Raw genomic sequence first — 15,339 nt, forward strand, 5'->3', positions numbered from 1 at the left:
TGGTCACGAATTGATCCGGACGTGTCGTCTCGATTGTGCAAGATGCCGGGGCCCGACGGTGTCTTTGCCCGCTGAGAACATCGAAAGGTGACATCTGACATGGCTCAAACGTTCCTTGGCCAGAAACGTCTTCGTAAATATTACGGCAAAATCCGCGAAGTGCTGGAGATGCCGAACCTCATTGAGGTGCAGAAATCTTCTTATGATCTTTTCCTGCGCTCCGGCGATGCAGAACAGCCCACAGACGGCGAAGGCATCAAAGGTGTGTTCCAGTCGGTTTTCCCGATCAAGGATTTCAACGAAACCTCCGTTCTGGAGTTCGTGAAATACGATCTGGAAAAACCCAAATACGACGTCGAAGAGTGCATGCAGCGCGACATGACCTACAGCGCGCCGCTGAAGGTCACACTGCGCCTGATCGTGTTTGATGTCGATGAGGACACCGGCGCGAAATCGGTCAAAGACATCAAAGAACAGGACGTGTTCATGGGCGACATGCCCCTGATGACGCCGAATGGTACCTTCATCGTGAACGGCACCGAGCGTGTGATCGTGTCCCAGATGCACCGCTCGCCCGGTGTGTTCTTTGACCACGACAAGGGCAAAACCCATTCCTCGGGCAAACTGCTTTTTGCTTGCCGCATCATCCCGTATCGCGGCAGCTGGCTGGACTTCGAGTTCGACGCCAAGGACATCGTCTTCGCCCGTATCGACCGTCGCCGCAAACTGCCTGTGACCACCCTGCTGTACGCGCTGGGTCTGGATCAGGAAGCGATCATGGACGCGTATTACAACACCGTGTCCTACAAGCTGGACAAGAAGAAAGGCTGGGTCACGCCCTTCTTCCCCGAGCGTGTGCGCGGCACCCGTCCGACATATGATCTGATCGACGCGAAATCTGGTGAAGTGATTGCCGAAGCGGGCAAGAAAGTCACCCCGCGCGCGGTCAAGAAGCTGATCGACGAAGGTGCTGTTACCGACCTGCTGGTGCCCTTCGACAACATCGTCGGCAAGTATGTCGCCAAGGACATCATCAACGAAGAAAACGGCGCGATCTATGTCGAAGCCGGTGATGAGCTGACCCTGGAGTATGATAAAGACGGCGACCTGATCGGCGGCACCGTCAAGGACCTGATGGATGCGGGCATCACCGACATCCCGGTTCTGGACATCGACAACGTCAACGTTGGCCCCTACATGCGCAACACCATGGCTCAGGACAAGAACCTGAACCGTGAAAGCGCGCTGATGGACATCTACCGCGTCATGCGTCCGGGCGAGCCTCCCACCGTCGAGGCTGCGTCGGCTCTGTTCGACACCCTGTTCTTCGACAGCGAGCGCTATGACCTGTCCGCCGTTGGTCGTGTGAAGATGAACATGCGTCTGGCTCTGGACGCGCCGGACACCCTGCGCACGCTGCGCCGCGAAGACATCGTGGCCTGCATCAAGGCGCTGGTGGAACTGCGTGACGGCAAAGGCGACGTGGACGATATCGACCACCTCGGCAACCGTCGTGTGCGTTCAGTGGGCGAACTGATGGAAAATCAGTACCGCGTTGGCCTGCTGCGCATGGAGCGCGCGATCAAAGAGCGTATGTCGTCGGTCGAGATCGACACCGTCATGCCGCAGGACCTGATCAACGCGAAACCAGCTGCGGCTGCTGTTCGTGAATTCTTTGGCTCATCGCAGCTGTCGCAGTTCATGGACCAGACCAACCCGCTTTCGGAAGTCACCCACAAACGCCGTCTCTCGGCGCTTGGCCCGGGAGGTCTGACGCGTGAGCGTGCGGGCTTTGAGGTGCGCGACGTACACCCGACCCACTATGGTCGGATGTGCCCGATTGAAACGCCCGAAGGTCCAAACATTGGTCTGATCAACTCGCTGGCCACCTTTGCCCGCGTGAACAAGTATGGCTTCATCGAAACACCCTACCGCGTCGTCAAAGACGCCGAGGTGACCGATGAGGTTCACTACATGTCCGCGACCGAAGAAATGCGTCACACCGTGGCGCAGGCGAACGCGACCCTGGACGCCGATGGCAAGTTCATCAACGATCTGGTTTCGACCCGTCAGGCTGGTGACTACACTCTGGCCCCGCGCGAGAATGTGGACCTGATCGACGTGTCGCCGAAACAGCTGGTCTCGGTTGCTGCATCGCTGATCCCATTCCTTGAGAATGACGACGCCAACCGCGCTCTGATGGGCTCGAACATGCAACGTCAGGCGGTTCCGCTGCTGCGGGCCGAGGCTCCGCTGGTCGGTACCGGGATCGAGGAAAAGGTTGCGATCGACTCGGGTGCCGCGATTCAGGCGAAACGCGCCGGTATCATCGACCAGGTTGATGCCCAGCGTATCGTTATCCGCGCCACCGAAGATCTGGAACTGGGTGACGCTGGCGTTGACATCTATCGTCTGCGCAAGTTCCAGCGTTCGAACCAGAACACCTGCATCAACCAGCGTCCGCTGATCAAGGTGGGTGACACCGTCCAGAAGGGCGAGGTCATTGCCGATGGTCCGTCGACCGATATGGGTGAACTGGCGCTTGGTAAGAACGTGGTCGTCGCGTTCATGCCGTGGAACGGTTACAACTACGAAGACTCGATCCTGATCTCAGAACGTATCGCGCGTGACGACGTCTTTACTTCGGTTCACATCGAGGAGTTTGAAGTCGCCGCCCGTGACACCAAGCTGGGTCCGGAAGAGATCACCCGCGACATCCCGAATGTCGGTGAAGAAGCGTTGCGCAACCTCGACGAGGCGGGCATCGTTTACATCGGCGCGGATGTTGAGCCGGGCGATATTCTGGTCGGCAAGATCACTCCGAAGGGCGAAAGCCCGATGACCCCGGAAGAAAAGCTGCTGCGCGCCATCTTTGGTGAAAAAGCATCTGACGTTCGCGACACCTCGCTGCGCGTGAAGCCGGGCGACTACGGTACGGTCGTTGAGGTCCGCGTCTTCAACCGTCACGGTGTTGAAAAAGACGAGCGTGCGCTGCAGATCGAGCGTGAGGAAGTCGAACGTCTGGCCCGTGACCGGGACGACGAGCTGGCGATTCTTGACCGCAACATCTACGCGCGTCTGCAAGGTCTGATCCTGGGTAAAACCGCTGTCAAAGGCCCGAAAGGCGTCAAGGCAGGGTCGGTGATCACCGAGGATCTGCTGGAAACCCTGACCCGCGGTCAGTGGTGGCAGTTGGCGCTGGAAGGCGAGCAGGATGCACAGATCGTTGAAGCTCTGAACGAGCAATACGAAGTGCAAAAGCGTGCTCTGGACGCCCGTTTCGAGGACAAGGTCGAGAAAGTCCGTCGTGGCGACGACCTGCCGCCGGGTGTGATGAAGATGGTCAAAGTCTTCATCGCCGTGAAGCGCAAGCTGCAGCCGGGCGACAAGATGGCCGGTCGTCACGGGAACAAAGGTGTGATCTCCAAGGTCGTTCCGATGGAAGACATGCCGTTCCTGGCCGATGGTACGCCGGTCGACTTCTGTCTGAACCCGCTGGGTGTGCCTTCGCGTATGAACGTTGGCCAGATCCTTGAAACCCACATGGGTTGGGCCGCGCGCGGTCTGGGTCTGAACATCGATGACGCTCTGGGTGAATACCGCCGTTCCGGCGACCTGACCCCGGTACGCGAAGCGATGAAGCTGGCCTATGGCGAAGATGTCTACGAAGAAGGCATCACCGGTCTGGACGAGGATGGCCTGATCGAGGCTGCGGGCAACGTGACCCGCGGTGTTCCGATCGCGACCCCGGTCTTTGACGGTGCCAAAGAGGCTGACGTCAACGATGCGCTGGTGCGTGCAGGCTTCTCGGAAAGCGGTCAGTCGGTTCTGTTCGACGGTCGTACCGGTGAGCAGTTTGCACGTCCGGTCACCGTGGGCATCAAGTACCTGCTGAAACTGCACCACCTGGTGGACGACAAAATCCACGCGCGTTCGACCGGGCCGTACAGCCTGGTTACCCAGCAGCCGCTGGGCGGTAAGGCGCAGTTCGGTGGTCAGCGCTTTGGTGAGATGGAAGTCTGGGCTCTGGAAGCTTACGGCGCCGCCTACACCCTGCAGGAGATGCTCACCGTGAAATCGGATGACGTCGCCGGCCGGACCAAGGTCTATGAGTCGATCGTCAAGGGCGAGGATAACTTCGAAGCGGGCGTACCGGAATCGTTCAATGTTCTGGTGAAAGAAGTCCGTGGCCTCGGCCTGAATATGGAACTCCTGGATGCGGAGGTGGATGAGTGACGCAGATGCGCACTCTCAAAGTGATCGCGAGCACCGCGGTGGTTTTGGTTGTAGGAGTTGCAAGCTTCTTCGCCGGAAAAGCCGCGGGCTCAACTTCGATGGAAGTGGACCTGTTGGTTGATCACAATGAGAGTGTCGATGGCCGAATGGCGATCTACGAAACATCAAAATGGGATGGCTTCGAAGTCGCTTCGGCAATCTGTGCAACACAATCTGAACTGAACCGCTTCACCCATACGTATGCATACATTGGCACTGGACTGCACGTGACGTTCTCGTGCGATGAGCCTGGAAAGGATACCTGATGAACCAGGAAATCACCAACAACCCGTTCAACCCGCTGACGCCCCCGAAGGTTTTCGACGAGATCAAGGTCTCGCTGGCGTCGCCCGAGCGGATTCTGTCTTGGTCCTATGGCGAGATCAAGAAACCCGAAACCATCAACTACCGGACGTTCAAGCCCGAGCGTGACGGTCTGTTCTGCGCGCGTATCTTTGGCCCGATCAAAGATTACGAATGTCTATGCGGTAAATATAAGCGGATGAAATATCGCGGCGTTGTCTGCGAGAAATGCGGTGTGGAAGTCACCCTGCAGAAAGTCCGCCGTGAGCGTATGGGCCACATCGAACTGGCCGCGCCCGTCGCACATATCTGGTTCCTGAAATCGCTGCCGTCCCGCATCGGTCTGATGCTGGACATGACGCTGCGCGATCTGGAACGCGTTCTGTACTTTGAAAACTACGTCGTTATCGAGCCCGGTCTGACCGACCTGACCTACGGCCAGATGCTGACTGAAGAAGAGTACATGGACGCACAGGATGCCTATGGCATGGACGCGTTCACCGCCAATATCGGCGCCGAAGCCATCCGTGAGATGCTGGCCCAGATCGATCTGGAAGCCGAAGCCGAGCAGCTGCGCGCTGATCTGGCGGAAGCGACCGGCGAACTGAAGCCCAAGAAGATCATCAAGCGTCTGAAGGTTGTTGAATCCTTCCTCGAGTCGGGCAACCGTCCCGAGTGGATGGTGATGACCGTGATTCCGGTCATTCCGCCGGAACTGCGTCCGCTGGTTCCGCTGGATGGTGGCCGTTTCGCGACTTCGGATCTGAACGATCTGTATCGCCGCGTCATCAACCGGAACAACCGTCTGAAGCGTCTGATCGAACTGCGCGCGCCTGACATCATCGTCCGCAACGAAAAGCGGATGCTGCAGGAATCCGTGGACGCTCTGTTCGACAACGGCCGCCGTGGCCGCGTGATCACCGGCGCCAACAAGCGTCCGTTGAAATCGCTGTCGGACATGCTGAAGGGTAAGCAGGGCCGCTTCCGTCAGAACCTTCTGGGTAAGCGCGTCGACTTCTCGGGCCGTTCGGTCATTGTGACCGGCCCGGAGCTGAAGCTGCACCAATGTGGTCTGCCCAAGAAGATGGCGCTGGAGCTGTTCAAGCCGTTCATCTACTCGCGCCTTGAAGCCAAGGGTCTGTCTTCGACCGTGAAGCAGGCGAAGAAACTGGTCGAGAAAGAGCGTCCCGAAGTGTGGGATATCCTCGACGAGGTGATCCGCGAACACCCTGTCATGCTGAACCGTGCGCCGACGCTGCACCGTCTTGGCATTCAGGCGTTTGAACCGGTTCTTATCGAAGGTAAAGCCATCCAGCTGCACCCGCTGGTCTGTTCGGCCTTCAACGCCGACTTCGACGGGGACCAGATGGCCGTTCACGTCCCGCTGAGCCTTGAGGCCCAGCTGGAAGCCCGTGTTCTGATGATGTCGACGAACAACGTTCTGTCGCCTGCAAACGGCGCGCCGATCATCGTTCCGTCGCAGGATATGATCCTGGGTCTGTACTACGTGACCCTGGAACGTGAAGGCATGCCGGGCGAAGGCAAGGTCTTTGGCTCGATCGACGAGGTTCAGCACGCGCTTGACGCGGGTGAGGTGCATCTGCACTCGAAAATCACCGCGCGGATCACGCAGATCGACGAAGAAGGCAACGAAGTTCAGAAGCGTTATGAAACCACTCCGGGCCGTCTGCGTCTGGGTGCGTTGCTGCCGATGAACAACAAGGCGCCGTTCGAACTGGTCAACCGTCTGCTACGGAAGAAAGAAGTGCAGCAGGTGATCGACACCGTCTACCGTTACTGCGGTCAGAAAGAGTCGGTTATCTTCTGTGACCAGATCATGTCGATGGGCTTCAAAGAAGCGTTCAAGGCGGGCATCTCGTTCGGTAAGGACGACATGGTCATTCCGGATGACAAGTGGGGCATCGTTGATGACACCCGCGGTCAGGTGAAGGACTTTGAACAGCAGTACATGGACGGCCTGATCACTCAGGGCGAAAAGTACAACAAAGTTGTTGATGCCTGGTCGAAGTGTAACGACCGCGTCACCGAGGCTATGATGTCGACGATCTCGTCGTCGGATCGGGCAGAGGACGGCTCCGAGCAGGAACCGAACTCGGTCTACATGATGGCCCACTCCGGTGCGCGTGGCTCGGTCACTCAGATGAAACAGCTGGGCGGTATGCGCGGCCTGATGGCGAAGCCGAACGGTGACATCATCGAAACGCCGATCATCTCGAACTTTAAAGAAGGTCTGACCGTTCTCGAGTACTTCAACTCGACCCACGGTGCCCGTAAGGGTCTGTCGGATACCGCTCTGAAGACGGCGAACTCGGGTTACCTGACCCGTCGTCTGGTGGACGTCGCACAGGACTGCATCGTTCGCGAGATCGACTGTGGTACTGAGCGTGCGATCACAGCCGAAGCCGCCGTGAATGACGGTGAGGTTGTTGCCTCGCTGGCCGAACGTGTGCTGGGTCGTGTGGCGGCTGACGATGTTCTGCGTCCGGGCACCGATGAAGTGATCGTGGCCGCTGGTCAGCTGATCGACGAACGCATGGCGGACACCATTGACGAAGCTGGTGTTGCGTCGATGCGCATCCGCTCGCCTCTGACCTGTGAGTCCGAGGAAGGCGTCTGCGCCACCTGCTACGGTCGTGACCTTGCACGCGGCACCATGGTGAACACAGGTGAGGCTGTCGGTATCATCGCCGCGCAGTCCATCGGTGAACCCGGTACGCAGCTGACGATGCGTACTTTCCACATCGGTGGTGTTGCGCAAGGTGGTCAGCAGTCGTTCCAGGAAGCCAGCCAGGAAGGCGTCGTTTCCTTCGAGAACCCGCAGATTCTGGTCAATGCCGCAGGCGAAAGCCTCGTTATGGGCCGGAACATGAAGCTGGTGATCAGCGACGAACACGGCGAAGAGCGTGCCAGCCACAAGCTGGGCTATGGCTCCAAGCTGTTCGTCAAGGACGGCACCAAAGTGGCTCGCGGCGACAAGCTGTTCGAATGGGACCCCTACACCCTGCCGATCATCGCCGAGAAAGCTGGCACCGCGAAATATGTTGACCTTGTTTCGGGCCTTGCTGTCCGGGATGAGACCGACGACGCAACCGGTATGACCCAGAAGATCGTGATCGACTGGCGCGCAGCCCCCAAAGGCAGCGACCTCAAGCCCGAGATCATTCTGGTTGGTGAAGATGGCGAGCCGGTCCGCAACGATGCGGGCAACCCGGTTCACTATCCGATGTCGGTGGATGCGATCCTGTCGGTCGAAGATGGTCAGCAGATCGAAGCCGGTGACGTTGTTGCGCGTATCCCGCGTGAAGGCGCCAAGACCAAGGACATCACCGGTGGTCTGCCACGTGTGGCCGAACTGTTCGAAGCCCGCCGTCCGAAAGATCACGCGATCATCGCAGAAGCCGATGGTTACGTGCGCTTTGGCCGCGACTACAAGAACAAGCGCCGCATCAGCATCGAACCGGCTGACGAGTCCATGGAGACCATCGAATACATGGTACCCAAGGGCAAGCACATCCCGGTCGCCGAAGGGGACTTCATCCAGAAGGGTGAATACCTGATGGACGGTAACCCGGCTCCGCATGACATCCTGTCGATTATGGGTGTCGAAGCGCTGGCGGATTACATGATCGACGAAGTGCAGGACGTTTATCGTCTGCAGGGCGTTAAGATCAACGACAAGCACATCGAGGTCATCGTGCGCCAGATGCTGCAGAAGTGGGAAATCCTGGATTCAGGTGACACCACCCTGCTGAAAGGCGAACATGTCGACAAGCAAGAGTTCGACGCAGCCAACGAGAAGACTATCTCGCGTGGCGGTCGTCCGGCTCAGGGTGAGCCGATCCTTCTGGGGATCACCAAAGCTTCGCTGCAGACGCGTTCGTTCATCTCGGCGGCGTCGTTCCAGGAAACCACCCGCGTGCTGACCGAAGCTTCGGTTCAGGGCAAGAAAGACAAGCTGGTTGGCCTGAAAGAGAACGTAATCGTTGGTCGTCTGATCCCCGCCGGGACCGGTGGGGCCACTCAGGCCGTCCGCCACATCGCGCAGTCGCGTGACAACGTGGTTATCGAAGCGCGCAGGGAAGAGGCCGAAGCAGCCGCTGCTCTGGCCGCTCCGACCTTCGACGACGACATGGTCGGTGATGAGCTGGACGTTCTGGTGGAAACACCGGAAAGCCGCGAATAGGCACCCTCAATAACTAAGAAAGGCCCCGCGATTTCGCGGGGCCTTTCTTGTTGTGAGCGCTCCGAGGCGAACTCTCACAAAGATAGTTACTAATGTGATCCGGTTTGTGGCATGCTTTCGTCAACAGAGGAGGGGGCCGCAATGACAACTCGTCAAACGCATGGGCGAAAGCGACTGTATGACAGTATTTTGGACACCGTCGGAGACACGCCAAGCATACGAATAAACAGGATCGCGCCCTCAAACGTGACGGTTTACGTAAAATTCGAAGCGTTTAACCCGGCCAGTTCTGTCAAAGATCGCCTTGCCCTCAACATCATCGAAGCGGCAGAACGCGACGGTAGCTTAAAACCCGGTCAGACAGTGGTTGAGGCGACCTCGGGGAATACCGGTATCGGGCTGGCGATGGTCTGCGCGGCCAAAGGCTATCCCTTAGTTGTGACGATGGCCGACAGTTTCTCGGTCGAGCGGCGCAAGCTGATGAGGTTTTTGGGGGCAAAAGTTGTCCTGACACCGCGCGCGCAAAAGGGGTTCGGCATGTATACAAAAGCTAAAGAACTGGCCGAGCAGAACGGTTGGTTCCTGGCCAGCCAGTTTGAAACCGCAGCCAACGCCGATATTCACGAAAATACCACCGCGCAGGAAATCTTGGGTGACTTTGATGGGCAGAATCTCGACTATTGGGTTACGGGCTATGGCACTGGCGGGACCGTCTCGGGCGTGGCCCGGGCTCTTAGAAAAGCGCGCCCTGAGACCAAGATCATCCTGACAGAGCCTGCCAACGCAGCCATTGTGTCGTCAGGATATGTGAACACGCGCAATGAAATACACCAGCCGACCGAGAGCCATCCGAACTTCGAGCCGCATCCGATCCAAGGCTGGACGCCTGATTTTATTCCGTGGGTTCTGCAGGAGGCCATTGATAACTCGTACTATGATGAGTTGATTCCCGTTCCCGGTAGCGACGGTATTGCATGGTCGCGCCGTTTGGCCGCGGAAGAGGGGATTTTTACCGGTATTTCTGGTGGCTCGACCTTTGCGGTCGCGATGAAACTGGCGGAGACTGCTCCGGAAGGTTCCGTCATGTTGGTAATGTTGCCAGATACGGGCGAGCGTTACCTTTCGACGCCATTGTTTGATGGCGTAGAAGAGGAGATGACGGATGATGAGATCGAGATCTCGAAATCTACGCCTTCCGCCCAGATGACAGATTGAAACGACTGAAAAGTCGACAGTTTGTGTAGCTCGTCGGAACTATTACTGTAGGATTGTCAGGCGCAAATTGAATTCGTGATCAATTGAACAGTGAATACGACAATATATTGAAGACCGGGTGTTGATTAAATGAGTCCTAACGTTAAAGGCGCGCTGCTGATGATGGGCAGTATGGCGGCCTTTACCGTCAATGATGCGTTGGTGAAAGTGGTGGGGCAAGATCTGCCTCTGTTCCAACTTGTGGCCATGCGCGGAGTTTTGGCGACAGTTCTTGTGTTGATAATGGCCCGTTATCTTGGGGCGCTCCACCTGAATTTTCCCCTCCATGACAAATGGCTTATCGCATTACGTTGCCTGGCAGAGTTGGCGGCGACCATCTTCTTTTTGACGGCTCTGATGCACATGCCGCTTGCCAACGTTACGGCAGTTCTACAGGCGTTGCCGCTGACCGTGACTTTGGGCGCTGCCTTATTCTTCGGTGAAGTAATTGGATGGAGACGTATTGCTGCAATTGCGCTTGGGTTCGTCGGTATGTTGTTGATCGTTCGGCCCGGTCCTGAAGGGTTCAGCATCTATGCGATTTACGCATTGATTGCGGTTGCTTCCGTTACAGTTCGCGATTTGATCACCCGCCGAATGTCAGCTGAAGTACCTTCTGTGGTGGTAACACTGGCAACATCCCTCACTATCACATTGGCAGCGATCATCGTCTCCACGTTTGAAGGATGGGTGCCGGTCTCGACCGCATCTGGAGCGATGATCGCCAGCGCTGCGGTCTTTGTTCTGATAGGCTATCTGTTCAGTGTCATGGTGATGCGCGTGGGCGAGGTCGGTTTTGTTGCGCCATTTCGCTATTCCAGCCTGCTTTGGGCACTGGGACTGGGGTGGGCTGTGTTTGGTGACTGGCCGGACGCGATCACAATGCTGGGTGGTGCATTGGTAGTTGGGGCAGGGATGTTCACTCTGTTTCGCGAACGGTCGCGTCAGGCGGAGAAGTGAGGCAAACGTACGAAACCGGGGTTTAGCGCGAAACGCGTGGCAAAATCGGTCTCGATTTCGGGCGTGATCGGCGCAAGCTGCGCCTTCTGCTTTTCAGCGCGCGGCGAGTCGTTGGAGTTGTTCAATGTCCTGATCCACATCGGGCGATCAGGATAACTGACCACTGGCATGAAACGCCCGATCCGGTTGTGGGTAAAACTTATGATCGTGTGGTCGCACCCGCCCGCGATAAGCATGCCCAAGCCCACCCCAAGCAGAGATTTGTAGACTTGTGCCGCCCGAACCCCATTCGGCCCAAAGCTGGCCTGGTATCCGTTGTTGAAATCGAGGCCTATGGCCTGATTTTTTCCAATCAGCCCGGCAACATCATCGGCGGACTCGCGCAGTCTTTCGATGAAATCAATCGAAATGCTGTCGTCGTCATCATGGCGAAATTGAAGACAGGGCCGGTCCGGGTTTGAACGCGCTTCCTGAAGGATTCGTTTCATGACCTGCCGGTGTTTATGGCTTGGTTCGACGGGTCTTTGGACAATTCGTACCTGCTTGATGTCAGCGGTGAGGTCCTTAAGCCGGTCGAGCGCCTTTCGCGGCAGACAGTCCCCAACAACGACCAGAAGCTGATAGTCCCCATCTGTCTGCGCGCGAAAGCTGGGCAACGTCACAGATTCGAACAGGCGGAACCGCTCTTCCAGACGAGCAGGGTTGTAGAGATGGGCGCGCCGATCTGCGACCGTGTCATGTTCGATCTGGAAATCGCCCAGAGCAGGGAATGAAAATCGGCACAGGCCAAAGACTTGCATGGGGCATCCAATGGTTTGCAGGGCATGCTCACTATGCATCCGGTGCCGGAGTGCTGCAATGCGTCGGCGCAGTGGGAATCTCCATTAGTTCCTGATAGACGGCCGGAGCTCTTATGTACAACACGCCTTTCCTGCTGGGCTGTTGACACTCGGGCCGACTCCCCTTAATACGCGCGACATCTCGGTACCGGGGGCCGCCCCATAACCGATTTCAGTAATGAACTGGTCAAGGCCCGAACACTTTTATCGTTCGCGCCCTCTGATAACAAACCGCGACGTTCACCTCGGAATGGGAACGCTCGCGGGTTTTGCGCTTGTGGACGCATGAGTGCAGCGAATTTAACCGCACGCAACGCGCGTGCATGTCATGTGTGTTGCAAAACGGGGAAGAAACCGGAATGCCAACTATTCAACAGCTGATCCGCAAACCGCGGCAGCCCAAAGTAAAACGCTCGAAGTCCATGCACTTGGAACAGTGCCCGCAGAAACGCGGCGTCTGCACCCGCGTGTACACCACCACACCTAAGAAGCCGAACTCGGCTATGCGTAAGGTTGCCAAGGTGCGCTTGACCAACGGGTTCGAGGTCATCTCGTACATCCCGGGTGAAAGCCACAACCTGCAGGAACACTCGGTTGTTCTGATCCGTGGCGGTCGTGTAAAAGACCTTCCCGGTGTGCGTTACCACATCCTGCGCGGTGTTCTGGATACTCAGGGCGTCAAAGATCGTAAGCAACGTCGTTCGAAATACGGCGCGAAGCGTCCCAAGTAAGAAGGAGAGGCTGATATGTCACGTCGTCACGCCGCCGAAAAACGCGAAGTCCTGCCTGACGCCAAATTTGGCGACAAGGTACTGACCAAATTCATGAACAACCTGATGATCGACGGCAAGAAGTCGGTCGCAGAGCGCATCGTTTACAACGCGTTTGACCGCGTTGAGAACAAGGTAAAGCGCGCTCCTGTCGAAGTGTTCCACGAAGCGCTCGACAACATCAAACCGTCGGTCGAGGTTCGCTCGCGCCGCGTTGGTGGTGCAACCTATCAGGTTCCGGTCGAAGTGCGCCCTGAGCGCCGCGAAGCACTGGCCATCCGCTGGCTGATCACTGCTGCGCGCGGCCGCAACGAAAACACCATGGAAGAGCGCCTTGCAGGCGAGCTGCTGGACGCCGTTCAGTCCCGCGGTACTGCCGTCAAGAAACGCGAAGACACCCACAAGATGGCCGAGGCGAACAAAGCCTTCAGCCATTATCGTTGGTAATCCGAGAGGCTTAGACCAATGGCACGCGAATATCCGCTCGAACTGTACCGTAACTTCGGTATCATGGCGCACATCGACGCAGGTAAGACCACCTGCTCGGAGCGTATCCTGTATTACACTGGTAAATCCCACAACATCGGTGAGGTGCACGATGGTGCAGCCACCATGGACTGGATGGAGCAGGAGCAGGAACGCGGCATCACCATCACTTCGGCTGCGACCACCACTTTCTGGGAACGCACCGAGGACGGTCAGACCGCAGAAACTCCTAAGCACCGCCTGAACATCATCGACACCCCCGGCCACGTTGACTTCACCATCGAAGTTGAGCGTTCGCTGGCGGTTCTCGACGGTGCTGTCTGCGTTCTGGACGCAAACGCCGGTGTTGAGCCCCAGACCGAAACCGTGTGGCGTCAGGCTGACCGCTACAAGGTTCCGCGTATGGTTTTCGTCAACAAAATGGACAAGATCGGCGCTGACTTCTTCAACTGCGTCAACATGATCGAAGACCGCACCGGCGCACGCGCTGTTCCGGTTGGTATTCCGATCGGTGCCGAGTCCGAGCTGGAAGGCCTGATCGACCTGGTCACCATGGAAGAGTGGCTGTGGCAGGGCGAAGATCTGGGCGCAAGCTGGATCAAAGCTCCTATCCGCGACAGCCTGAAAGACATGGCTGACGAATGGCGCGGCAAGATGATCGAAGCGGCCGTCGAAATGGACGACGACGCGATGATGGAATACCTGGAAGGCAATGAGCCCGACGTTCCGACCCTGCGCGCCCTGCTGCGCAAAGGTACTCTGGAAATCGCGTTCGTTCCGGTTCTGGGTGGTTCGGCGTTCAAGAACAAAGGCGTTCAGCCGCTCCTCAACGCTGTGATCGACTATCTGCCCAGCCCGCTGGACGTTGTTGATTACATGGGCTTCAAACCCGGCGACGAGGAAGAAGTTCGTGACATCGCCCGTCGTGCAGACGACGACATGGCCTTCTCGGGTCTGGCGTTCAAAATCATGAACGACCCCTTCGTTGGCTCGCTGACCTTCACCCGGATTTACTCGGGCACCATGAACAAGGGCGACTCGATCCTGAACTCGACCAAAGGTAAGAAAGAGCGCATCGGTCGTATGATGATGATGCACTCGAACAACCGGGAAGAGATCGAAGAAGCGTTTGCAGGCGACATCATCGCGCTGGCAGGTCTGAAAGACACCACCACCGGTGATACTCTGTGTGATGCGAAAGATCCGGTGGTTCTGGAAACCATGACCTTCCCCGATCCGGTTATCGAGATCGCGGTTGAGCCCAAAACCAAGGGCGACCAAGAGAAGATGTCTCAGGGTCTGGCCCGTCTGGCCGCCGAAGACCCGTCCTTCCGTGTGGAAACTGATCTGGAATCCGGTCAGACCATCATGAAGGGCATGGGCGAACTTCACCTGGACATCCTGGTTGACCGTCTGAAGCGCGAGTTCAAGGTTGAAGCGAACATCGGTGCACCTCAGGTGGCCTATCGTGAAACCATCTCGATGCCGGTCGAGCACACCTACACCCACAAGAAACAGTCGGGTGGTTCGGGTCAGTTCGCGGAAGTCAAGCTGGAGATCCAGCCGACCGAGGCAGGCGAAGGCTATTCGTTCGAAAGCCGCATCGTTGGTGGTGCCGTTCCGAAGGAATACATCCCCGGTGTTGAAAAAGGTATCAACTCGGTCATGGACAGCGGCCCGCTGGCTGGCTTCCCCGTGATCGACTTCAAGGTTGCCCTGCTGGACGGTAAGTTCCACGACGTTGACTCGAGCGTTCTGGCGTTCGAGATCGCATCGCGGATGTGTATGCGTGAAGGCATGCGCAAAGCTGGCGCGAAACTGCTGGAACCGATCATGAAGGTCGAAGTGATCACCCCGGAAGAATATACCGGCGGTATCATCGGTGATCTGACCTCGCGTCGGGGCCAGGTATCTGGTCAGGAACCGCGCGGAAACGCAATCGCGATCGACGCGTTTGTTCCGCTGGCCAACATGTTCGGCTACATCAACACTCTGCGTTCGATGTCGTCGGGCCGTGCCCAGTTCACCATGCAGTTCGATCACTACGATCCGGTTCCGCAGAACATCTCGGACGAGATTCAGGCGAAATACGCATAAGCGAAGATTTGAGGGAGCGCGGCTAACGCGCTCCCTTCATTACCGAAAAAGGAGGCCATCATGGCAAAGGAAAAGTTTGAGCGTAATAAGCCGCACGTCAACATCGGCACGATTGGCCACGTTGACCACGGCAAGACCACGCTGACCGCAG

Annotated in this window: 10 protein-coding genes; 9 read left to right on the top strand and 1 reads right to left on the bottom strand. The window is 57.4% G+C overall.

Translation table 11 applies throughout. From position 1 onward, the window contains the following. The first annotated feature begins 99 nt into the window (after positions 1–99). The 5 genes from rpoB (at position 100) to ACR0MP_RS17685 (ending at position 10,996) form a co-directional block, all read left to right on the top strand. Positions 100–4,236: a DNA-directed RNA polymerase subunit beta gene (rpoB, locus tag ACR0MP_RS17665; RefSeq protein WP_170508789.1), complete on the top strand. Its 4,137-nt coding sequence runs from the start codon at positions 100–102 to the stop codon at positions 4,234–4,236. After that, complete coding sequence (locus tag ACR0MP_RS17670) at positions 4,233–4,541, top strand: hypothetical protein (RefSeq protein ID WP_480887347.1); 309 nt, start codon at positions 4,233–4,235, stop codon at positions 4,539–4,541. Before rpoB ends, ACR0MP_RS17670 begins: the two co-directional genes overlap by 4 nt. Continuing rightward, positions 4,541–8,782 (top strand): DNA-directed RNA polymerase subunit beta', encoded by a 4,242-nt coding sequence (gene rpoC / locus ACR0MP_RS17675; protein ID WP_480887345.1) that lies wholly within the window; start codon positions 4,541–4,543, stop codon positions 8,780–8,782. Before ACR0MP_RS17670 ends, rpoC begins: the two co-directional genes overlap by 1 nt. A gap of 141 nt (positions 8,783–8,923) precedes the next feature. After that, positions 8,924–9,997: a pyridoxal-phosphate dependent enzyme gene (locus ACR0MP_RS17680; RefSeq protein ID WP_170596851.1), complete on the top strand. Its 1,074-nt coding sequence runs from the start codon at positions 8,924–8,926 to the stop codon at positions 9,995–9,997. 129 nt (positions 9,998–10,126) lie between these two features. Continuing rightward, a complete protein-coding gene (locus tag ACR0MP_RS17685) occupies positions 10,127–10,996 on the top strand; it encodes a DMT family transporter (protein WP_170406483.1) in 870 nt (289 codons plus the stop codon). Here the strand turns inward: ACR0MP_RS17685 and ACR0MP_RS17690 are convergent. Continuing rightward, complete coding sequence (locus tag ACR0MP_RS17690) at positions 10,981–11,796, bottom strand: glycosyltransferase (protein ID WP_170398559.1); 816 nt, start codon at positions 11,794–11,796, stop codon at positions 10,981–10,983. The genes ACR0MP_RS17685 and ACR0MP_RS17690 overlap by 16 nt on opposite strands. 398 nt (positions 11,797–12,194) lie before the next feature. Here ACR0MP_RS17690 and rpsL point away from each other — a divergent pair, with 398 nt between their 5' ends. The 4 genes from rpsL to ACR0MP_RS17710 all read left to right on the top strand — a co-directional run. Continuing rightward, entirely contained in the window at positions 12,195–12,566 is a 372-nt protein-coding gene (rpsL, locus tag ACR0MP_RS17695) for a 30S ribosomal protein S12 (protein WP_005621086.1), read from the top strand. 15 nt (positions 12,567–12,581) lie between these two features. Continuing rightward, positions 12,582–13,052: a 30S ribosomal protein S7 gene (gene rpsG, locus ACR0MP_RS17700; protein WP_010441203.1), complete on the top strand. Its 471-nt coding sequence runs from the start codon at positions 12,582–12,584 to the stop codon at positions 13,050–13,052. An 18-nt stretch (positions 13,053–13,070) separates the two neighbouring features. Further along, on the top strand, positions 13,071–15,188 hold the full coding sequence (gene fusA, locus ACR0MP_RS17705) for an elongation factor G (protein ID WP_170328783.1): 2,118 nt from the start codon (positions 13,071–13,073) through the stop codon (positions 15,186–15,188). A gap of 60 nt (positions 15,189–15,248) precedes the next feature. After that, positions 15,249–15,339, top strand: a 91-nt coding sequence (locus tag ACR0MP_RS17710; RefSeq protein WP_036223564.1) for a GTP-binding protein, incomplete at its 3' end; no start/stop codon positions are given.

Source organism: Ruegeria sp. K3, from assembly GCF_056531845.1.